The following is a 21,450-nucleotide window of genomic DNA, read 5'->3' as shown; positions in this document are numbered from 1 at the left end:
AAACATGAGGTTATTATGGCTTTAACCCGGCTAACCAATAGCGTTGTCTGCATGCCTGTTATCAAGGGGGCTCAATCTTAAACCGCCGAAAATGGCCCAGCTGGCTTTAACAGGAACGCGAATTGACCGCATCTTTTGTGCAAATCTGTGACAATTCATCATCGCAGACAGAGCGGCGCTTTTTCAGCCACACACTAACGCCAGAAAGGCTGGCAAAGGGCTTACCTCTTCTTTCAGCGGGCACAGCAAACCGGAAACAGATTAGCCGAGGGGAACAACAGGCCATATTTCAGTCAGCTGAAACGCTTTCACAAACCGCCTCACTAAGTGGTAGTCCTCCGCACCCGCCAGAACCCTCTGCGCCCCCCCACAGGGTACGCGTCTGCCCCTGCTCTGCACCCAAATGATGCGCAGGCTCATTATTTGCCCGATCACGACATAGCGTGTTACGGGCCTGCTGCGCGCTGTCGCCCTTCTCTGCTTCTGGCATCCATCTTGCTTGGTTGTTGCAGACCTTTCAGATGCAGGAGAAGCAGTATGCAGCCGAGTCGCTATCGTTATGTGATTTTTTCCCTTTTATTCCTTGTTGCGCTAATTAACTACATTGACCGCGGTGCGCTGTCGTTTGCCGCCAACGCTATTTCGCTGGAGTATCACTTCAGTAAAGTGCAGCTGGGCGCGGTGCTGGGTTATTTTGGCTTTGGCTATCTGTTTGGCTCGCTGTGCGGCGGCTTCCTCGCCGACCGGCTCGGTACAAAAAAAGTGTGGCTGATGGCTGGCGTGCTCTGGTCCGTTCTGGAGATCGCCACCGCCTGGGCGGGCAATCTGGGCATGGCGCTGTTTGGCGGCTCTGCCATTATGGGGTTTGCCGCCCTGCGCATTCTGTTTGGTTTTTCAGAAGGTCCCGCCTATGCGCTGATGAATAAGGCGATTGCTCACTGGGCACCCGATAACGAGCGTGGCTTTGCGCTGGGCATTGGGCTGCTCTCGACCCAGGTCGGCTCACTGCTGACCGCGCCCATTGCGGTCGGTCTGCTGCTGCTGACCAACGACTGGCGCATGATGTTTATCCTTTTGGGGGCGTTTTCACTGCTGGCGATGCTGCTGTTTGCGCGTACCTTCAGCGATACGCCGGATAATCACGCCGCCGCCAACGCCGCTGAACGTGCGCTGATCCGCAACGGGCAACAGCATGAGGCACAGGTTGATACGCCGCTGCCCTGGTGGCGCTTTTTCACCAGCCGAACGCTGGTGTGCAACGCTCTGGGTTACTTCTCGTTTCTCTACATCACCTTTACGCTGGTGACCTGGCTACCCAAATACCTGCAGGATAACTTTCATTACGACCTGCATTCGCTATGGTATGTGGCAATGATCCCCTGGAGCGGTGCCTGCATTACCGTGCTGCTCGGTGGCCGTATCGCCGATCGTCTGCTGGCACGCTTTAACAATCTACGCCTGGCGCGCAACGTATTTGCCGCCGTAACGCTGCTGGGTACGGCCTGCTGCTTTATGGCGATCCCCTATGCCGGATCGGCGGCCGCCATTATTGCCCTGATGACGCTGGGCAACGCCCTCAATGCGCTGGTGAACAACGTCTACTGGTCAGTGGTCATTGACGTCACTCCCAAAGCCTCCGTCGGGGCCTTTAGCGGCATGACGCTGGCCATCGCCAATCTCGCCTCTGTCATTTCCCCGATGCTGTGCGGCTGGCTGGCTGAATACTATGGCTATAACGCGATGTTTACCGTCACCGCGGTGATTGCGCTGGGGAGTATGCTGGCAATGACGCTGCTCCAGCCTGAGAAACGGCTGCAGCCGCAGGCGACGACCCGCGTCGCGCAGCAGGCAATCTGACGTCCGGGCGCGCTACAGACTGTTGCGCGCCACCACGATTTGCAGCTCTTTCCTTCGCTTCACACGCTGGGCAATCGCCCACAGCGCTGGCGTGCAGGCCTGAAACCGGCCTCACGCGGCTGCCACACAGCCATAATGCGCAGATGGCACCCATCCCCCCACCAGGCTGCAGGGTGTGACATTCAGATCGTGGGCTGAGATGGCAGGCGTGTGGCAGAGGCAAGCCCACGAAAAAGGCGGAGTGGTTAGCTCCGCCTTTGTTCAAGTTCCGGCTAGTGATGCTCACCGGTCAGTTGCAAAAGGGCAACGATGATCTGCAGGATGATCCGGACAATATCCAGGATCACTCTAATCAGCTCCATCACTTTCCTTCTCCTTACACAGGAGCGCGCTGTTCGGCCACCGAGGCTTTGACTCTACCCGCCGGGTGCCTAAGCACATCTTGTGGAGAGCGCTGAGCGGCACTCGTTGCTAAAGCCACAGGCCAGCACCACCTGATGCCTGCCGGGATTTTTAAACCGCGCCCCTGGGAGCAACCAGTCAGCAAGAGGGAATCGCTGCACGCCCAACACATGTATAAACATACAGTATTTTGGCGAAACTTGAAATATTTCTCGCGGCTATTTAGAATCCCAGATGTGGAGAGTGCTGAGCACCCCGTTCGTGGCGCGGTCACCAGCCGCTAAGCGAACATAAAAAAAAGGATTTGGCCGTAACGCCAAATCCTTTTTTTATGCCCGGCAGTTAGGCGCTATTGTGCGCTAACGCGCCATATCGTGTTACCGGCGTCATCCGCAATCAGCAGCGCACCCTGGCGATCCGCCGTCAGACCCACCGGCAACCCCCGAACCTGTTTCTGATCGTCCGTCAGAAAGCCGGTGACCACCGGCTGCGGCAGCCCAACCGGCTTACCGTTTTCAAATTTCACCCAGACGACCTGATAGCCATTTAGCGGCGTGCGGTTCCAGCTACCGTGCTCGCTGACAAAGGCTCCACCGCGATACTGCGGCATATTTTCCCCCTGATAGAAGAAAAGCCCCAGCGGAGCAACGTGTGAGCTCAGTGCATAATCCGGCTTGATCGCCTTCTCGACCAGATCGGGACGCTGCGGCTGGGCACGCGTATCCACATGCTGACCGAAATAGCTGTAGGGCCAGCCATAGAAGCCGTTCTCCTGCACTGAGGTCATATAATCGGGCACCAGGTCAGAGCCGATTTCGTCGCGCTCATTGACGATAGCCCACAGCCGGTTGCTCTGCGGCTCCCACTGCAAACCCGTTGGATTGCGCAGGCCGGTTGCGTACAGGCGCGTCGCGCCGCTGGCGGTGTCCACTTCCAGCACCACCGCGCGATGGTACTCCGCGCCAATGCCGTTTTCCGTGATATTGCTGTTAGAGCCAATACCCACATAGAGTTTGCTCCCGTCGGGGCTGGCCACCAGCGCTTTGGTCCAGTGATGGTTAATTGGGCCGCCCGGCAGATCGGTCACCTGCTGCGGTGGCGTGCGAATTTCGGTTTCGCCCTCCTGATAGGGGAACTTCACCAGGCTGTCGGCGTTGGCCACATAGAGGGTATTGCCAATAAGCTGCATACCGAACGGCGAAAAGAGATTTTCAATAAAGGTGTGCTGTTCCCATTTACCGTTGACGTTGCGCAGCAGCGTGATGCGGTTGCCGCCCTCGCCGCCTTTGCCAGAGGCTTTTTGTACGATCCCCATAATCAGCTGCTTCGGCCGCGTGGTCGGTTTGGCTGGGCCGTTAGCCTCGGCCACCAGAATGTCGCCGTTTGGCAGCGTCAGCAGCTGGCGCGGATGCTTCAGGTTTTCAGCAATTTTTTCAATCTTCAGCCCCTGCGCCACTTTGGGCATTTCACCCTGTTTCCACGCGACGCCCTCCGGCACCTGCATCGGCGGCATAAAGAAGTTTTTCGCCTGAGGTAGTTCCGGATTGGGACCCGTCTGCTTTTGCGGATCGAGCTGTGCGCCGCTGTCACAGCCAGCCAGTAGCGCAGTCAGCGCCACGGCAATAAGCGTTTGCTTTTTCATCGGTGCTTCTCCTTAAGCCGTGCGCTGACGCAGCGCAAGCTGGACATTGGCGATCAGCATCAGCGCCACCACGATAGTTGACAGCGTCACGCCAGACGGCACCACGGCCCAGGCGTCGCGACTGTGCACAAAGGCATTTACGATCGCCAGCACAATCGCCAGCAGCGTGATCCAGAAATGCACCTTCTCTGCACGGCTGCTGCCGCGGAAGAGATAAATCAGTGCGATAAGCCGCGGCAGAATGGCGATGACCAGCCCAATGGCGATCAGCCAGCTGGCGGCGTGCGTCCACTCCACGACATAACTGTTGAGGTAAATGATGTCGAAGATCCATGCCGCCACAAAAAAGCCGAGCGGAACAGGTTCGAACAGCGTGTAAAGCGCCACGGCAAAGGGCGATCGTCCCGGGGTTCTGGTCATTCTCATCTCCATATCGTTAAGCGTTACAGCGCATAAAACGCGCTGCGCCTGTAAAATATTAGTAAATATGAATAAAGATGAGGGAAAGATTCAGGCAATGACGCGGCATCCCTGCCGCAGAAGACGCTTAACCCTTATCCGCTGGCAGGGTAACCCAGTAGCCAGGCTGGTAAGGCAGGGGTAAAAATTTCTCATGGAACGCCCGGAACGTCGCGTCGGGATCGAGATCGGCGAACAGTTCGGGATGCAGCCACTTAGCCAGCACCTGAATGGCAACAAACTGATAGGGACTGTCGTAAAACTGATGCCAGATAGCGTGCGCATGGCCATTATGCGCCACCGGCAGCGTTTTAAAGGCGTCACGCATCATCAGCTTTTGCAGGCGATTTTCTGCTTCCTTTCGGTCAGCACCCGGTCCGACACCTACCCATTTACCCACGGTGTTGTAGTTTTTCCAGTTGGCCCCGGTCACCACCACGACATCAGGACGGCTGGCAATAATCTGCTCTGGATTAAGCGTACCGAAGGTGCCGGGAATAAGATCTCTGGCGATATTGTGGCCACCCGCCAGCTCAACCATCTGACCGAAGTTCTCGTTACCAAATGACATGCAGCACTCATCGGTGTAGCCGCCTGCACGGTCAATCATCACATTCGGACGCGCACCGTGAAACGCTTTCAGCCGCGAGGTAACGCGTTCAATCTGCTGGCGGCGGAAGTCGATGATCGCCTGCGCGCGTTCCGGCTTGTTGACCAGCTCGCCCATAATGCGAATGCTCTTTTCTGCATTCACCATCGGTGCTTCGCGGAAGTCGATAAACACCACGGGAATACCAACCGCCTGGAGTTTCTCCATCAGCTTGCCTTCATCGGTGGCCGCCTTTGACTCCAGGTTCATCAGCACCAGATCGGGCTTCAGCGTCAGCGCCTGTTCAACGTTGAAGGTGCCATCTTTTGCGCCGCCAAAGGTCGGCAGTGCCTTAATTTGTGGGTAACGTTTCTCATAAGCCTGATAACCATCCCAGTCCGCCTTGTGCAGATCATCGCGCCAGCCCACCACACGCTGGAAGGGAGCGTCGGTGTCGAACGCCGCCAGCAGATAGATTTGCCGCCCTTCCCCTAAAATAATGCGTTTTGACTCTGTCGCGACCTCCACCTGACGGCCCGCTACATCGGTAATGGTTTTGGCCGCCGTTGTCCCCGCCACGCACAGCATCCCCAGCGCTAACATCCATTTTTTCATTGAATTAACCCATACAAATGATAATGATAACCATTAATGTAAAGCGCCGTTACTATCACGCAAAATGGGTCAAAGGAGAAGGGGTCAGGCAAAAAGTTTTTTCACCGATCCAGCAGACCCAGCTCGCGCCGGTCATGGCTGCAAAACAGCGTGACGTTTGCATCGGCCTGCAGCGAAAGCGCACGCAGCCGCTGCTGATTGTTACGCCAGGCAGTGCGGTCGCTGCACATCATCCACTGGTAGAAGCGCAGCCCTGGCGTGCAGTGCCGCTGCGCATGGCGCATCTCTTCACGATAGAACCAGGCGTCGCCGCCGTGCAGCAGCCAGCCATCGCCCTGGCGCACAGCGATTCCCGCATGTCCCAGCGTGTGTCCGGGTAGCGGTACCAGCAGCACCTCGTCGCTGAGATCGTCCAGCGCCCTCACTGCGTCAAAGCCGAACTAGCGTTCTCCACCGCTGGCATACCCGCGCCAGCCGCTGTGATGGCCCCACTGCTGAGGACGAAAACGCTGCCGTTGCAGCCAGCTCTGCCGCACGGGCGCGGTGTCGAGCTCTCGCTGGAGCAGGTGCACGCGCGCCTGCGGAAAATCGCTGATGCCCCCTGCATGGTCAAAATCGAGATGCGTCAGAATAATGTGGCGGACATCTTCCGGACGGAAGCCGAGATCGACAATCTGCTGCCAGGCGCTGAGCCTGCGCTCAAGCTGGATATTGTTAAACAGCCGGAAGAAACCCGACAGGCGCTGGCCGGGATGCGCCATGTCCTGAAGGCCAATCCCGGTATCCACCAGCACCAGGCCCTGCGATGCCGTCTCCAGCAGCAGGCAGTGGCAGCTGAGGTGCGCCAGCGGCGAGCGGCTAAAGCCATCGTAGAGCGCGCCACCTAAGGGGCACATACAGCCGCAGTTGAGGTGATGAATACGCATATCTCCTCCTTGCCTGTCGCCGAATCGGCTCTGGGCCGGTTAATGATGAACGGGTCAAACATCAATAATGGCCAGCTCTGCTGCGTCTGCAAGCGTGAGCGGCACAATCACTGTGAATAACTGACCGGGCAGTCATGCCCGCCGGATGCCGTGGGCGGTCAGTGACTCGGCAGAACACGCCGACGCAGCGTGGGAGGGGGGGACGGGCAGCGCGATCCATACTGCTTTTTGCGGGGGAGTCCTGTGCAAAGCTGGTCAGGCTGAGGAAGAGGCGTAAGACTGTGATGCAGCCTTGCTGCCGCCGTGTGGCGATGCCGAAGCAGGCGCGCGGAGGGCCGCGCGCAAAAAGGGGTTATTGCGTCATCTGGCGGGCGAAGTCGGCGATTTCAGGCACCTGACCGTGCTCAAACAGGCAGTGTTGCAGACGCGGGCCGCTCAGTGCAGTGCGCACCAGCTCAGGATCCAGCGCGCGCAGGGTGTCGAGATAGTTTTCTTTCAGCATGGCGGCTTTCACCTGGTTAAGAATGCCGGCGTTACGCACCTGCGGCTCTTTACGCTCTGGCGGGTAACCCAGTCCTTTTTCGCCGGTAAACGCTTTTTCAAAGATAAAGCGCAGGTTCAGCTCTGCGCCCCAGCCAAAGCCTTTAGCGAACGGCAGCGACAGCGCATTGCCGTTGTTGATCTGGGCGAAGAGGTAGGCATCGGCCGGATCGATGCAGTAGCCGCAGATCACGCCCGGATGCAGGTTGAGTGACATCAGCGCGCCCTGCCCGGTACCGCAACCGGCGACCACAAAATCGACCGCTTTGCTGTTAAGCAGCACGCTGGCCATGATACCCAGGTGAATATAGGTCAGATGGTGATCCTGTTCGTCGCTCATGCCCACGTTGAAGACCTGATGACCCAACGGCTGCGCGACACTTTCCAGTTCCCTGCGCACCACGGCGTTTTTGGCGGCCTGGCTGTTTTCCATCATTAATGCAATTTTCATGATCTGCCCTTAACTATTTATGAAACACCGTTTCATTTTAATCAAAAGCCGCTAAAGTGCATGGGGAAATCACGTTTCGGGCGTGAGTAAGGTCACAAAAACCGTAGCGACTTGAATCAGGAGCAGACATGTTTATCTTTCGGACAGACACCGAGCAGGAAGACGCAGGTGATGGCGTAACGCGGCGCGTTCTTGCACACGGCGGTACGATGATGGCAGTGGAGGTCACGTTTGCAGAGGGTGCAGTTGGGCCGCTACACCAGCATCCGCATGAGCAACTGACCTGTGTCCTGAGTGGGCGCTTTGCCTTTACAATCGATGGCGTTACCCGTCACGTCGGCGCGGGTGATACGCTCTACATGGCCCCCGACGTCGTTCACGGCTGCCTTTGTCTGGAGGCCGGTACGCTGCTTGATACCTTTACTCCGCAGCGGGACGATTTTTTGCCCGCCCGAGAAAACGATCACTGATGCAAAAAACGTCCGGGATAATCAGGTGATACCGGGTGCTGCACATCGTAACGGCCAAACAAGCGATAGCGGTTAACCGCAATGCGGTTGTAAATAAAGTTGCTGATAAAGTGAGGAAAAAAGCGCAACAAGGAGAGTAGTCCCCATGGAAACGGCAGCCGCCGCATAACGTGCAGGATCGCCTGAGCGCGCACCCAGTGGCGATGACCTTCGATCAGAACGATGGTACGGATGTTTTCATCCGGCAGGCCGGCAAATCGCAGCAAGGCCTTGCCCTCCTCGCTTTGCACTGCCGCAAAGCGGACGTGGCGGTCAAGCTTGCGCCGCAGCAAAAAATTGACCCAGCTGTTGCAGAGTTTACAGACGCCGTCATAGAGCACGACTTTTTCTCCGGGCTGGATAAAAGGGGGTGTTGGCATAATCCTCTCCTTACGCGGGTGGTTTAATGATTAAGTACGGTCATTAATCACCCGAACGTCAAGCGATGCGGAATGTGAAAAAAAACCGGCGCGGCGGCCGGTTATCAGTTAACGCTGTTGATACAGAGGCTTATCTGCCTCATCGCTTCTGGCATAAGAAGGTTGTAACTGCTGCAACAGCCAGCGTTCAGCGGCATGGAGATGCGCATCGCCTGTCTCGACGCGCAGCACCGGACCCACGGCCATCGGCTACGCCTGCTCCGCCAGCCGATAGAGTTCGGGCAGATATTCCGCGCCGGGATGATCGGGCATCCGGTTCGACAGCCGCGCCTGATAGCGCGCCACCGCCTCTTCGGGGGAGACAGCCAGCCACCGCTCCAGCGGACGACTGACGCCCGCCCTCGCCAGCCCCTGTTCAAGCTCGCTTTTGGGCTGAAAGCCAAACCAGGCATCAATCAGATAGACGCAGCCGGCAGGTGCCTGACCGACAATTGTCCAGATCGCCTGGTAGGCGGCGCAGCCCAGCTGACGGTTGCGCTGACGATCAATCGGCGCAAAACTCGCCATAACACGCTCTCCCGTTGAGGAGAGAGTGTGACGCTATTATTTAGCGTAAGCTTCGGTAGAAATTGTCAGCGTCACGTCATCGCCAACGGCCGGAACATATTTGTCCAGCTTAAAGTCAGAACGTTTGATGGTGCCGGTGGCATCAAACCCAATCGCCTGCTTTTTGACCATCGGATGCTCGCCCTGCTTATTCAGCGTCGCGTGCAGCGTAACCGGTTTGGTGATGCCTTTCAGCGTCAGATTACCCTCGACATCAAACTTGTTGTCGCCTTTTGCAACCACTTTGGTGCTGTGGAAGGTCGCCGTGGGGTATTTCGCCGTATCGAAGTATTCCGGACCTTTAAACTCTTTGGTCAGCGCCGCCACGTGGCTGTCGATATGCGTAATCGGCAGGGTAACGTCAACGCGTGAAGCGGCCGGGTTTTCGCTGTCAAACACCAGGGTTCCTTTGGTGTCAGCGATATCTGCGGTGGGGTGCGAAAAGCCAAAGTGGGTCCAGGTCATAATAACGGAGGTATGAGCCGGATCGAGTTCATACTGCTGAGCAGCAGCCTGCGACAGCGGGACGTAAAGAGCGGTAACAGCCAGCAGCGGCAGAGCAAGACGTTTGAAATTTTTCACTTCAGGTTCCTTTTAAAATAGCTGAATCCATTTGAGTGTGGCTGAAAGCGGCGCGCAGATATAGTGAAGAGTTTTGGCCTTAATTTTCAAATAAATTCAGCAATATCCTGAGGTGACTATTTGCAAACCAGGCTACCGGGTTCGTAACACAATGCTATGGTGCCATTCGTGCAGAAGCTGCGCCCGCGCCTGATGCAGCGCCGCCGGGGTCAGGGCGTCGATCGCGGAGGCATCGAGATCGCGCATCCCCTGCGCGTGACGCAGCGCCCGCTGCAGCCTGCTATCCGCCTGCGATGATGCACTCAGTGCCGCATGCAGGCGTGCCTGCCCCGTCTTCAGCGTATCTGCATCGTCGGGAAGGGCCAGCTGATGAACAAAGATCTGGCACTGCGTCAGCAGCGCCTCGGATGCAATATCGGGCGACTGAAGCGCAAACAGTATGCCATCGCGATCGGCACAGCGGTGATAGCGGCAGCTGGCGACATAGCCAGTCTGCTGCTCTACGCGCATACGCTGGAAGAAGCGCGGCTCCATCAACAGCGCCAGCGCACGCAGCGCTGCCAGTGACACGTTTGCGGGGCACGGCAAAAAAAGCAGCAGCGCATGGTCCGCGCTGTGATGGTCCAGCATGACGGTTTTGCCGCCGGGATCGGGCTGCGCAACGCGGCCGCAACCCGCCACAACCGGCGCGAGCCACCTGGCGACAGTGGCGTGCTGCTGTGTCGAGCCGCCATACAGCGCTGCCCGCCAGTAGCCACTGTCGGATAACGTGCTGACGGCCAGCGGCAGCTGGCGCAGCAGTTCGCGGATCGCAACATCCTCAGCCGGAGGCGCAGCATTACCTTTACCCTCAGCGCGTAAGGCATCGGGCAGCGATGCCAGCCAGGATTCGTCACCGGCGGGCAGCTGCGCTAACAGCTGCCAGCTACCCTGCTTTTCCTGCCAGTTTGCCGCCCCGCCCTGATGCCGCAGCAGCGCGAAGAGCGGCCGCAGCTGCCGATCGAAGTGCGCTGCCGTGGCGGGAGAAAGTGAGGTAAAAAAGTCGGGGCGCAGCAGTAGCGTGGCGGGTGTATCACCCGCAGCACAGTGCAGCAGCGGCGCGCGGGCGTCTGGCGGCGTCAGCGTTTTACCGGCGGGTGCCAGCGGGTGAAAGCGCAATTCCGGCAGCGCCGCGCCGCGCCAGGGCTCTGCTCTCCAGGGGCGCAGTGACAGCCTGAATCCCTGGGTGTCAACCGTTGTGCCCTGCACGCTGGCGGCACTCCAGAGCCGCACCTGTGGTGCCTTTGCCAGCCGGTGCAGCAGCGGCACAAATTCGCTGATATGCTCTGGCGGAACAAAGCCAAAGGCGCGTTCGCGCAGCTGATCAAGCGGCGTGAGTAAGGCAAAACGCTGCTGCGCTAAATGCAGGTAGTGACGCTGCTGCTGTGGTGTGGTGTGCATCAGCGCATACAACACCTGAGAAAACGCGGCACAGACGGCATCGGGCTGCGAGGTTGCAAACTGCCACGCCAGCCAGCCGCCTGAACGATCCAGGCTCAGCCATTTACCCTCAAGCGCCTGCGCCCAGTGGCGCTGACGCAGCGTCGCCATCACGCCTTCAGGGGCTTCATCCAGCAAAAACTCACGCAAAATCGTGACACTGTCACGAAAGGATCCAGCATCACCCCGCAGATAATGGGTGATCCAGAGCTGATCTTCTGCCTGGGTTTCAAGCGCCACGTCGGGAGCGGCGACAAAGCGCACCGGTTCTGAAGGGCCGGCCGGATTGTCAGCTGCGCCTGGCAAAAACCGCTGGCTAAAATCCTGCGCCAGCTGTTCAAGCTCGTCCAGCGGCTGCGGCCCCTGTAGCCACAGCGTCATCTGACCGGCGACAAAAAAGCGCTGGTGAAACTGATGTAGCGCCTGTTTCAGTGCCCCACTGTCTGACCCGAAGGCCGCGCGGCTGCCGACGTGAAAACGCTGAAAAGCGTCCGGCGTGCTGACGCGCGAAAACAGCGCGGCTTCCCGGCGCGACGGCGTATGCTGTTGAATCAGGCGATATTCGGCATCAATCACCCTCGTCTCCTGCGCGATGGCCTCAGGAGAAAACTGTGGCGCAGCCAGCATATCCGCCAGCCGCGCGACACCGTCGCCCAGCAGACCAGCTTCCACCTCAAAGAACCAGGCACTGCTGCGCAGCAGGGTTGTGGCGTTCAGCCGTCCACCCGCCGCCTGCACCCAGGGCATCAGGCGCTCACTCTCGCGATAGCCTTCACTGTCGCTGAACAGCAAGTGTTCCAGCAGGTGCGCCAGCCCCGGCCAGGCGTCAGGCTCATCATGGCTGCCCGCCGCAACCTGAGCCAGTGCCGCCGCCTGTGACGCATCAGGCTGGTGGATCAGCGTGACGTGCAGGCCATCTGGCAACCGTCGCTGACGCATCTCAGTCATGGTCAGAAGGTCCGGGTTTTGTAGATCAGCTGTGAGTTGGTGCGGTTACGGAACTGCAGCTGGCCAATTTTTACGTCGCTGCATGCCGCTTCGCGTCTTGCTTCAAGGATGACGTCATGATGCGGAGATTTGCTGCACACCGGATCGGTATTGTCGGCGTTGCCGGTCAGCATAAAGGCCTGACAGCGACAGCCGCCAAAATCCTTCTCTTTTTCATCACACGAGCGGCAAGGCTCAGGCATCCAGTCAAAACCGCGGTAGCGGTTAAAGCCAAAGGAGTGATACCAGATATCCTCCAGCGACTGCTCCAGCACCGACGGAAACTGCACCGGCAGCTGGCGCGCACTGTGGCAAGGCAGCGCGGTGCCTTCCGGCGTCACGCTAAGGAAAATGGCCCCCCAGCCACCCATGCAGGGTTTGGGGCGCTCTTCATAATAGTCCGGCGTCACAAACAGCAGGTTAGTCAGGTTGCCGCTGCCGCGCATGCGCTCGCGGTAGCGGCTCACCACCGCTTCCGCCTCGGCAATCTGCTCGCGCGTGGGCAGCAGCCCCTGGCGGTTAAGCTGCGCCCAGCCGTAAAACTGGCAGGTCGCCAGCTCTACGTCATCCGCTTCCAGCTCAATGCACAGGTCAATGATTTTGTCGATTTGGCCAATATTGTGACGGTGTAACACAAAGTTCAGCACCATCGGATAGCCCTGTTTCTTCACCGCACGCGCCATCTCCAGCTTCTGCTGAAAGGCTTTTTTTGAGCCGGCCAGCGCAGCGTTGAGCGTCTCATCGCTGGCCTGAAAGCTGATCTGAATATGGTCCAGACCGGCGTCAGCAAAGGCATCAAGCTTCTTCTCGGTCAGACCAATCCCTGACGTGATCAGGTTGGTGTAGAAGCCGAGATCGCGCGCGGCGCGGATCAGCTCCGGCAAATCTTTGCGCGTCAGGGGTTCTCCGCCGGAAAAGCCGAGCTGCACGCTGCCCATGGCGCGTGCCTGACGGAAGACCTCTATCCACTGCGCGGTGGTCAGCTCTTTCTCCTGCTGGGCAAAATCGAGCGGATTTGAGCAGTAAGGGCACTGGAGCGGACAGCGGTAGGTCAGCTCCGCCAGCAGCCAGAGCGGCGGATTGACAGCGGGTTTATTCTGGGTCACGAAACATTATCCACTTTTGTTCATACGCGGCGCGCAGGAACGCTTTCACATCTTCGCCGACGCCGCCCGCTTCCGGGAAGCGCGCGTCCAGCGTGGCAACAATCGCCGCCACGCTCTCTTTACCGTTAACCAGCTCCAGAATGGCAGCAGCAGTTTCATTCAGCTTCGCCATGCCCTCGGGATAGAGCACCACATGGCTATCCTGCGCCGCTTCCCACTGCAGACGGTAGCCACGGCGAAAAACGGGGATGGTGTTGTCATTCATATCGTTATACCAGTCGTGTGGTGTGCCAGGCCGCCTTGTCGGTGACCGTATGATAGGGCGGGCGTTTCAGCTCATACGCCATGGTCATGGCGTCCAGCATCGTCCACAAAATATCGAGCTTGAACTGCAGGATCTCCAGCATACGGTTCTGCTTCTCCGCCGTCGTGCAGAACGCCAGCGCCAGCGCCAGGCCGTGCTCGACATCGCGGTTCGCCTGGCTCAGGCGGCTGCGGAAATAGAAGTAGCCCTCTTCTTTGATCCAGGGGTAGTGCTGTGGCCAGCTGTCGAGGCGCGACTGATGGATCTGCGGTGCAAAAAGCTCGGTTAAGGAGCTGCAAGCCGCCTCCTGCCAGTTCGCGCGGCGCGCAAAGTTAACATAGGCGTCCACAGCAAAGCGCACGCCCGGCAGCACATGCTGCTCCGACAGCAGCGCGTCACGCGTCAGCCCTACCGCTTCCCCCAGCTGCAGCCAGGCTTCAATACCGCCCTCCTGACCGTTGCTGCCGTCATGATCGAGGATGCGCTGCACCCACTTACGGCGCGTGGCCGGATCGGGGCAGTTCGCCATAATCGCTGCGTCCTTGAGCGGGATAGTTGTCTGATAGTAAAAACGGTTGGCTACCCAGCCCTGGATCTGCTCGCGCGTCGCGTCGCCGTTGTGCATCGCGATATGGTAGGGATGATGAATATGGTAGTAAGCGCCTTTATCGCGCAGCGCCTGTTCAAACGCCTGAGGCGTCAGCGTCTCGGTTATCTGCATCACTCAGTCCTGAAGGTGAATCGCCATGCCGTCCCAGCTCACTTCAATGCCCTGCTGCGTCAAAAACTGACGCTGCGGCGACTGCTCATTAAGGATCGGATTGGTGTTGTTGATATGGATTAGAATTTTGCGTTTCGCTGGCAGCGACGCCAGCAGTGCCATCAGCCCCTGCTCTTCCGAGAGTGCCAGATGCCCCATCGCCTTGCCGGTGTTGGTGCCGACCCCGGTAGCCTGTAGCTCATCATCTTTCCAGACGGTGCCGTCAATCAACAGGCAATCAGCCTTTTCCAGCCAGGGCATAATCACCGCATCGGGTTCGCCGAGGCCTGGCGCATAGAGCAGTGTCTGCCCGCTGGCGCGGTTCTCGATAAACAGCGCTACGTTATGGCCCGGTAGCGGGCGATCGCGATAAGGCGAGTAAGGCGGTGCGTTGCTGAGGATCGGAATGGCGGTAAAGCGCAGGTTCGGGCAGACGTCGACGCTAAACGGCGTCAGCGGGGCAACTGGTCGATGCTGCAACCCGCCGTTCCAGTGTTTCAGCATGGTGAATACCGGGAAACCGCTGGTGAGATCGGCATGCACCTCCGGAGTGCACCAGACCTGGTGAGGACACCCTTCACGCAGGCTCAGCAGCCCGGTCGTGTGGTCGATCTGGCTGTCGGTAAGAATAATGGCGCCGATAGCCGTACCGCGCAGCGCCCCTTTTTTAACCAGCTCTGGCGTGTGGGCAATCTGCTGGCTGATATCCGGTGAGGCGTTACACAACACCCAGTTTTCGCCATCGTCGCTGAGAATAATGGAGGACTGAGTACGGGCGCTGGCCTGAATTGTGCCGTTGCGCACGCCGTGACAGTTGGCACAGTTACAGTTCCACTGAGGAAAGCCCCCCCCCGCGGCGGAACCAAGAACTTTGATAAACATAGAGGAAACCCGGCGTTGAAACAAAATGCCCGCACAGCTGGCGGGCATGAATATTAACGGTTGGAAATGTACAGCGTCACTTCCAGGCCGAGACGTAAATCAACAAATTCAGGTTTTTTCCACATAATAGTTTTCCTCTAAGGTGAATAAACAACGCGATACCCGTCAGGTATCATTACGTAAACAATCCAGTGATTATGCACGTAATTTTAAGCGGGCTGATGGTGCGCTAAGCGCGAGCCAATATCAACCTGCAAATGTTAAGGAAATGAATCAGGCCTGCCAGACCTGATGCAACACGCGCTGCCAGTTGCGCGAAGCCAGTTTCTCCTGCTGCTCTTGATCATAGTCCGCCTCGCGAAAAGCGGCGAACAGACGCGGCAATCCTGAAACATCTTTTAGCGCCTTTGGCGTGGAGATGCCGTCGAAATCGGATCCTAACCCCACACAATCCTCACCCATTATCATTTTGAGCCGTTCATAATGCTGAACAATAACGCGCAGCGGCGTGTTGTCGTCGCGCTGACCGTCGGCGCGTAAAAAGGCGTTGCCGAAATTAATGCCCACCATGCCGCCGCTGTCGCGGATAGCGGCCAGCTGAGCGTCGGTGAGATTTCGCGGCTGAGCGCAGAGCGCATGGGCGTTAGAGTGCGTGGCAACCAGCGGCGAGGTCGAATATTTGGCTGTGTCCCAGAACGCCTTTTCGTTCATATGCGATACATCGATCAGCATATTCAGCGCGTTAGCCTGTCGGATAAGTGCCTTGCCCGCCTCGGTCAGGCCCGGGCCGCTGTCGGGTGAGCCGGGAAAAGCACCGGTAACGCCAGCGCCGAAGCGGTTGGGCAGGTTCCAGAAGGGGCCAATGCTGCGCACGCCCGCGTCATAAAACGCCTGAAGCTGCTCGCCCTCGGCGTCGAGCGCATCCGCACCTTCAATATGCGCGACCAGAGCCAGTACGCCTTCTGCGCGGCAGGCAGCAATGTCGGCAGCGCTGTAACAGAGTCGGGCGCGGCCGCGTGACTCATCGGCAATCTGGTGCAAAATGGCCAGCTGCTGCCACATAATCTCCAGCGGCTGCCAGGGCTCATCGCGGCGGTGCGGCACCATTTTGCTGATATAGGCCTGCGGCGGCACAAAGATAGCAAACAGGCCACCGATAAATCCGCCTTGCTGCATACGCGGAAAATCGAGATGCCCCTGCGCAATGCCATTGAAAAACGCGTCGACCGGCGCATCGCGGTGATGAAGCCACAGGTTGAGCAGCAGATCGTTATGGCCATCAAAAGTTAACATCGGGGAAATGAGCGCTTAAAGAAACCAACATGGCGCTATGCTACGCGCCCGCCGTTTAAACGCCAAATCAGAGGGCACAAATCGTTACTCAGGCGATGCCAGGCTAAAAAACAGGTCACAGATTTTACCGCGGGGGACGCTGAACAGCCAAAGCGTCTCAACCTCTTCCACTGAAACAGGCGGTGCCAGAGACGCAGGCTGAACGGCGCATATCAGGCGGTGACAGTCTGCGCCAGAGCATGTTGGTCGTCTGGTGCTGCTGGCAACAGTGCAGCCTCTGATGATCACGGTAGCCGCCAAGAGAGAGGATCAGCGGCAGGTGCTGCGTGTGCCGGTGTGTCACCTGCGGCGCGGCAATGTTGCCACGCCTGGCCGGGCGCGCTGTCAGCGTCACACCTTGCGCCTCGCTTCCGCTCACCGCTGGAGCAGCCGCAGCGCCAGACCGCCTTTCCCGATTTACGCCACTGCGCCCGAATTTAATTGCCCTGCGCCACTGTCAGACCGCGATAGAAAGTAGGCTTCACCGCCAGGGTTTTCTGTATCAGGCCCTGTTTCTGATAAAAATCGGCGGTCTCCTGCTGCTGCTGTACCGTGTGGTCGTCGATGCCCTGCCAGTGCGACTGGCGACGCGAGAAGGACTTTTCTGCGGCGGCGGCCGGAAACCCGATGATTTTCGCCAGCGTCTGGGCGTAGTCGCCGACGTGGCTGTTAGCCCAGCGATCCGCGGCGGCCAGCCGGTTAACATAATCCTGTAGCGCGGCGCGTTTCTCGCTGTCGCCGATGGCGGCATCCGTGGCGGCAAGGAAGCTGTTGCCGGTGGCAAGCCCGACACCGTTCACCAGCACGCGACCCGTCTGCGTCACTTCTGCCAGCGCGGTATAGGGATCCCAGGTCGCCCAGGCATCCACCGAATGATTGCTCAGGGCGATACGCGCATCGGCGGGCTGCAGGAAGCGCCAGGTCACGTCTTTATCACTCAGGCCCGCCTGCTCCAGCGTTTTCAGCGCCTGAAAATGACCAATTGAGCCGCGGCCCGTCGCAATGCTTTTGCCTTTGAGATCGGCCGCGGTCTTAATCGACGAGTCGGGCCGCACCAGCACCGCCAGCCCCTCCGGCACCGATTTGCTGACGGCAACCGCTTTTATCTGCGAACCGGCCGCCAGCGAGAAAAGCAGCGGCGCGTCACCTATAATGCCCGCATCCACTGCGCCCGCATTAAGTGCCTCCGCCAGCGGCGCGGCGGCCGGAAACTCTGCCCACTCGATGGTGTAGCTGAGGTGATCGAGCTGATGCGCCGCTTCCATCTCGGCGCGCATATTACCTTTCTGATCGGCAATGCGCAGCGTAACGGCCTGCGCAGAGGAAAGACTGGCCAGCGCCAGCGCAATAACCAGAGCGTGATATTTCATACCGCCTTCTCCTGAGGCAAAAAAACCAGAGTAAACCGGGCGTTGAAAATCACCGATGCCGATTCCGCATGAGGTTAGCCGGTCAGCGCATAAGCTGTCGCGTTTGCGTTATCGGTTGTCACTTTTGCGTGCGCCGCGCCCTGACCTGTCGGGGCAGACTGAGGGCCAGTAATCAGGAGGCTCTATGTTGACTCAACCCGCTGAGAAGTACCGTGCTTTTCCCGTCATCGCCCTGCCCGATCGCCAGTGGCCCAGTCGCCAGCTGACAGCGGCGCCGCGCTGGCTTTCCACCGACTTACGCGACGGCAATCAGGCGCTGGCCGAACCGATGGACGCAGAACGCAAGCTGGCGTTCTGGGATCTGCTGCTGGCGTGCGGTTTTAAAGAGATTGAAGTGGCTTTTCCCGCCGCCTCACAGACCGATTTCCAGTTTGTCCGTCAGCTGATCGAACAGCAGCGCATTCCCGACGACGTCACCATCCAGGTGCTGACGCAGGCGCGTGAAACGCTGATTACCCGAACCTTTGACGCGCTGCAGGGTGCACCGCGCGCCATCCTGCACCTTTATAACGCCACGGCGCCGCTGTTCCGCGAAAGGGTCTTTAACCAGAGTAAGGCGGAGATTGTCGCTCTGGCCTGCGAAGGCGCGCGCCATATTCGCGACGGCTGCGAGAAACGGCCCGAAACAGCCTGGACCTTTGAGTATTCACCTGAAACCTTCTGCTTTACCGAACCAGACTTTGCGCTGGAAATCTGTGAGGCGGTGGCAGATATCTGGCAACCCTGTGCTGCGCGCCCGATGATCGTTAATCTGCCGGCTACCGTAGAGGTCAACACGCCCAACGTCTATGCCGATCAGATCGAATATTTTTGCCGCCACTTCAGCCGTCGTGAGGCCGTCTGTATCAGCGTGCATCCGCATAACGATCGCGGCACCGGCACCGCCTGCGCCGAACTGGCGCTGCTGGCCGGTGCCGATCGCGTTGAGGGCTGTTTGTTCGGCAATGGCGAACGCACCGGCAACGTTGATCTCGTCACGCTGGCGCTCAATCTCTACAGCCAGGGTATTTCGCCGCAGCTCGACTTCAGCGACATCAGCCGGGTGGTCGATGTGGTAACCCGCTGCAATCAGCTGCCGGTGCATCCGCGCCATCCCTATGCAGGCGAGCTGGTATTTACCGCCTTTTCAGGCTCCCATCAGGATGCCATCCGTAAAGGCTTCGCCATTCGTCAGCAGCAGCAGGAAAAGCTCTGGCAGATGCCCTACCTGCCGCTCGATCCCGCCGATATCGGCTGTAGCTATGAAGCGGTGATCCGCGTGAACAGCCAGTCAGGTAAAAGCGGGGCCGCCTGGCTGCTGGAGCAGAATCACGGCCTGTCGCTGCCGCGCGCGCTGATGCAGGATTTCAGTCAGCATATACAGCAGGAAGCAGACCGCGATGGCAAAGAGATGACGCAGCGTGCCGTCTGGCAGTGTTTTTGTCAGCATTACGGCGTGGAGCATCCCGTCATCAGGCTGCTGCAAGCCGACAGCCGCAGCGATGGCGAGCTGACGCAGCTGGATGCCAGCCTGTCACTGCACGGCAGGACACGCCCTCTGCGTGGTCGCGGCAATGGGCTGCTCTCGGCGGCGGTGGATGCGCTGCAACAGACGCTGGCGCTGAACCTGACGATTGGGGACTACCACGAGCATACGCTGGGTAAACGCAGCGACAGCCGCTCGGTCGCTTATCTCTGCTGCGTGAACAGCGAGGGCAAACGCGCCTGGGGCGTGAGCATCGACAGCGATATCGCCCGTGCGTCGCTTCAGGCGCTGTTTAACGCAGCGACAGCGTTTCTTCCGGCGCAAACCAGGCCCCAGGCGCAACGCCCAGAAGACGGCGAAACATCGCGCTAAAGGCGCTCGGGCTTTCATAGCCGAGATCGAGCGCCACGCTCAGCACCGGGTCGCCCTGCGCCAGCCGCGTCAGGGCGATGGCCAGACGCGCGCGCCGCACCCAGTCGCTGAAATGCAGCCCGGTCTCACGTAAAAAATGGCGCGCCAGCGTGCGCCCGGAAAGATTAAGCTGCGCTGCTGCCCCCTCCAGCGTCCAGCAGTCGCCTGGCGACTGCTGAATGGCGCGGCAAAGTTTTTGCAGCCGGGCGCTCTGTGGCTCAGGCAGACTAAATGGCAGGACGTCCATGCTGCGCAGCTCATCCAGAATAAGCTCATAGATGCGCTCGCTGCGGCTGCCGGGCGTATAGTGTTCCGACAGCGACAGCGAACTCACGATCAGCTCGCGCAGCAGCGGCGAGATCTGTACCACCTGACAGCCTGCGGGCAGATCGGCTCGCGCCAGCGGGTCAACGAACAGCGTGCGTGCGGCAACCTTACCGGTGATGTGGAGCGCGTGACGGGTAAAAGCGGGCAGCCAGACGCCGCGGCTCGGCGGCACGATCCAGCTCCCCTGCGCGGTGTCGACGCGCACCACGCCGCTCAGCGTGTGGATCAGCTGCGCGCAGCTGTGATGATGCCAGGGCTCGCTCTCACCGTGCGCATAATCATGCGCGTAGGGCACCAGCGGGCGCACGGTAAAATCGAAGGTCAGCCGCGACGACACGCTTACGCCTTCAGATACGAGTAGATCGCCGCCAGATCCTGCTCACCGTAGCCCGCGTCAACCGCCTGCTGCCATAGCCCGGCGATATTTTCCAGCGCGGGCAGCTTTGCGTCTCCCTTCGCGTCCAGCGCCAGCTTCGCATCTTTCAGCGCCCAGACCAGCTGCATCTGCGGCGTAAAATCCTCACTGGCGATGGTGGCGAGTTTAACTTTAGCGTAGGGCGCAGCCAGCGGGCCGCCGTCCAGCACCTTCCACAGGTCATCGGTGGTAAAACCAAACGCTTCCGCCAGGCGCGTGCTCTCCGCCAGGCTCTGCATCAGGCCAATCAGCCAGCTGTTTACCACCAGCTTCATGCGTGAGGATTTTCCCGCCTCGCCGAGCCACTGCGTGCCTTTACCGATGGCAGCAAACACCGTTTCAGCTGCCTGCGCGCGCGCCTGGTCGCCGCTGGCCATGATCAGAATCTGTGCATTTTCAGCCGGTGCCTTGGTGCCGGAAACCGGTGCATCGATAAACACCACGTCAGCGCGCTGCGCCGCAAACCAGCCCGCCAGCGCATCGGTTTTCTCGACACCGATGGTGCCCATCTGGGCGAGGGTTGCGCCCTGCTTCAGCGCATCTTTAACCTGATGCAGCGTTTTTTCCGTGGTCTCCCCGTCCGAAAGCATGGCAATGACCACATCTGCCGACCGCACCGCCTCTTCCGGGCTGTCGCTCAGGCGCAGACCCGCGGAAACCAGATCCTCGCCGCGCGTGCGGGTACGGTTCCAGCCATAAACGGTAAAGCCTTTCTTCAGCAGGTTGGTGGCAAAAGCGTGTCCCATTGCGCCCAGACCCAAAACGGCAACAGCAGGTTGTTGACTCATAGTGATTTTCCTTGTTGTGGTCACGGTGTGGTTATGTTTGCGGCGCTGCGCCCTGTCGCGCGGCAGGTCGGACGCATTCCGCCAGTGAAACGATTAACACTGAAGGGAATGTCAGCAAAAATCCAGTCAGGAAAACATTTTTCGCCGCTGAATGACGCAGGGATCCGCCTTATTATTTACGCTTTTCAAATAATCGTAAAAAAACG

At 59.0% G+C, this 21,450-nt stretch carries 21 protein-coding genes and 1 pseudogene; 3 read left to right on the top strand and 19 right to left on the bottom strand.

Going from position 1 to position 21,450, the window contains the following annotated elements:
• The first annotated feature begins 537 nt into the window (after positions 1–537).
• Entirely contained in the window at positions 538–1,857 is a 1,320-nt protein-coding gene (locus tag HP564_RS12500) for an MFS transporter (RefSeq protein ID WP_371243473.1), read from the top strand.
• A 751-nt stretch (positions 1,858–2,608) separates the two neighbouring features.
• Here HP564_RS12500 and HP564_RS12495 read toward each other — a convergent pair.
• From HP564_RS12495 to HP564_RS12470, 6 genes are all read right to left on the bottom strand, one after another.
• On the bottom strand, positions 2,609–3,901 hold the full coding sequence (locus HP564_RS12495; RefSeq protein WP_371243471.1) for a sorbosone dehydrogenase family protein: 1,293 nt from the start codon (positions 3,899–3,901) through the stop codon (positions 2,609–2,611).
• A gap of 12 nt (positions 3,902–3,913) precedes the next feature.
• On the bottom strand, positions 3,914–4,321 hold the full coding sequence (locus HP564_RS12490; protein WP_371243469.1) for a DUF2231 domain-containing protein: 408 nt from the start codon (positions 4,319–4,321) through the stop codon (positions 3,914–3,916).
• Positions 4,322–4,448: 127 nt separating this feature from the next.
• Positions 4,449–5,564, bottom strand: coding sequence for an ABC transporter substrate-binding protein (locus HP564_RS12485; protein ID WP_371243467.1), 1,116 nt, complete (start codon positions 5,562–5,564; stop codon positions 4,449–4,451).
• Between the two features lie 101 nt (positions 5,565–5,665).
• Positions 5,666–5,989, bottom strand: coding sequence for a hypothetical protein (locus HP564_RS12480; protein WP_371243465.1), 324 nt, complete (start codon positions 5,987–5,989; stop codon positions 5,666–5,668).
• 15 nt (positions 5,990–6,004) lie between these two features.
• On the bottom strand, positions 6,005–6,490 hold the full coding sequence (locus HP564_RS12475) for an MBL fold metallo-hydrolase (RefSeq protein WP_371243463.1): 486 nt from the start codon (positions 6,488–6,490) through the stop codon (positions 6,005–6,007).
• 352 nt (positions 6,491–6,842) lie between these two features.
• Positions 6,843–7,481 carry an RpiB/LacA/LacB family sugar-phosphate isomerase gene (locus tag HP564_RS12470; protein WP_371243461.1) on the bottom strand — a complete coding sequence of 213 codons (639 nt, stop codon included), beginning with the start codon at positions 7,479–7,481 and terminating at the stop codon, positions 6,843–6,845.
• A gap of 128 nt (positions 7,482–7,609) precedes the next feature.
• Here HP564_RS12470 and HP564_RS12465 point away from each other — a divergent pair, with 128 nt between their 5' ends.
• Positions 7,610–7,951, top strand: a complete 342-nt coding sequence (locus tag HP564_RS12465; RefSeq protein ID WP_371243459.1) for a cupin domain-containing protein — start codon at positions 7,610–7,612, stop codon at positions 7,949–7,951.
• Here HP564_RS12465 and HP564_RS12460 read toward each other — a convergent pair.
• From HP564_RS12460 to HP564_RS12410, 11 genes and pseudogenes are all read right to left on the bottom strand, one after another.
• The gene (locus HP564_RS12460) at positions 7,945–8,370 is read right to left on the bottom strand and encodes a thiol-disulfide oxidoreductase DCC family protein (protein WP_371243457.1); all 426 of its coding nucleotides are present in this window, start codon (positions 8,368–8,370) and stop codon (positions 7,945–7,947) included. The genes HP564_RS12465 and HP564_RS12460 overlap by 7 nt on opposite strands.
• A gap of 108 nt (positions 8,371–8,478) precedes the next feature.
• A pseudogene (locus tag HP564_RS12455) lies at positions 8,479–8,964 on the bottom strand (glucokinase); the annotation flags it as partial.
• A 9-nt stretch (positions 8,965–8,973) separates the two neighbouring features.
• Positions 8,974–9,558 carry a YceI family protein gene (locus tag HP564_RS12450; protein ID WP_371243455.1) on the bottom strand — a complete coding sequence of 195 codons (585 nt, stop codon included), beginning with the start codon at positions 9,556–9,558 and terminating at the stop codon, positions 8,974–8,976.
• A gap of 132 nt (positions 9,559–9,690) precedes the next feature.
• Positions 9,691–11,985, bottom strand: coding sequence for a pyrroloquinoline quinone biosynthesis protein PqqF (pqqF, locus tag HP564_RS12445; protein ID WP_371243453.1), 2,295 nt, complete (start codon positions 11,983–11,985; stop codon positions 9,691–9,693).
• 2 nt (positions 11,986–11,987) lie between these two features.
• Positions 11,988–13,130, bottom strand: a complete 1,143-nt coding sequence (pqqE, locus tag HP564_RS12440; protein WP_371243451.1) for a pyrroloquinoline quinone biosynthesis protein PqqE — start codon at positions 13,128–13,130, stop codon at positions 11,988–11,990.
• A complete protein-coding gene (gene pqqD / locus HP564_RS12435) occupies positions 13,117–13,395 on the bottom strand; it encodes a pyrroloquinoline quinone biosynthesis peptide chaperone PqqD (RefSeq protein ID WP_371243449.1) in 279 nt (92 codons plus the stop codon). Before pqqD ends, pqqE begins: the two co-directional genes overlap by 14 nt.
• Positions 13,396–13,399: 4 nt before the next feature.
• The gene (gene pqqC / locus HP564_RS12430; protein ID WP_371243447.1) at positions 13,400–14,155 is read right to left on the bottom strand and encodes a pyrroloquinoline-quinone synthase PqqC; all 756 of its coding nucleotides are present in this window, start codon (positions 14,153–14,155) and stop codon (positions 13,400–13,402) included.
• Positions 14,156–14,158: 3 nt separating this feature from the next.
• On the bottom strand, positions 14,159–15,076 hold the full coding sequence (gene pqqB / locus HP564_RS12425) for a pyrroloquinoline quinone biosynthesis protein PqqB (protein ID WP_371243445.1): 918 nt from the start codon (positions 15,074–15,076) through the stop codon (positions 14,159–14,161).
• A 53-nt stretch (positions 15,077–15,129) separates the two neighbouring features.
• Entirely contained in the window at positions 15,130–15,201 is a 72-nt protein-coding gene (gene pqqA, locus HP564_RS12420) for a pyrroloquinoline quinone precursor peptide PqqA (RefSeq protein WP_010617686.1), read from the bottom strand.
• 148 nt (positions 15,202–15,349) lie between these two features.
• Entirely contained in the window at positions 15,350–16,369 is a 1,020-nt protein-coding gene (locus HP564_RS12415; RefSeq protein WP_371243443.1) for a dipeptidase, read from the bottom strand.
• Between the two features lie 476 nt (positions 16,370–16,845).
• Entirely contained in the window at positions 16,846–17,778 is a 933-nt protein-coding gene (locus tag HP564_RS12410; protein WP_371243441.1) for an ABC transporter substrate-binding protein, read from the bottom strand.
• A 184-nt stretch (positions 17,779–17,962) separates the two neighbouring features.
• Between HP564_RS12410 and leuA the strand changes: the two genes are divergently transcribed.
• A complete protein-coding gene (gene leuA, locus HP564_RS12405; RefSeq protein WP_371243439.1) occupies positions 17,963–19,675 on the top strand; it encodes a 2-isopropylmalate synthase in 1,713 nt (570 codons plus the stop codon).
• Here leuA and HP564_RS12400 read toward each other — a convergent pair.
• The gene (locus tag HP564_RS12400) at positions 19,596–20,378 is read right to left on the bottom strand and encodes a helix-turn-helix transcriptional regulator (RefSeq protein WP_371243437.1); all 783 of its coding nucleotides are present in this window, start codon (positions 20,376–20,378) and stop codon (positions 19,596–19,598) included. The two genes, leuA and HP564_RS12400, sit on opposite strands and share 80 nt — an antisense overlap.
• A 2-nt stretch (positions 20,379–20,380) precedes the next feature.
• Complete coding sequence (locus HP564_RS12395) at positions 20,381–21,310, bottom strand: NAD(P)-dependent oxidoreductase (RefSeq protein ID WP_371243839.1); 930 nt, start codon at positions 21,308–21,310, stop codon at positions 20,381–20,383.
• Positions 21,311–21,450 lie beyond the last annotated feature (140 nt).

The organism is Pantoea sp. KPR_PJ, assembly GCF_041386365.1.
In the GTDB taxonomy this organism is placed as follows: domain Bacteria; phylum Pseudomonadota; class Gammaproteobacteria; order Enterobacterales; family Enterobacteriaceae; genus Pantoea.
The sequence above is the reverse complement of the archived record's forward strand: the minus strand, read 5'-3'. Positions and strand labels throughout refer to the sequence as shown.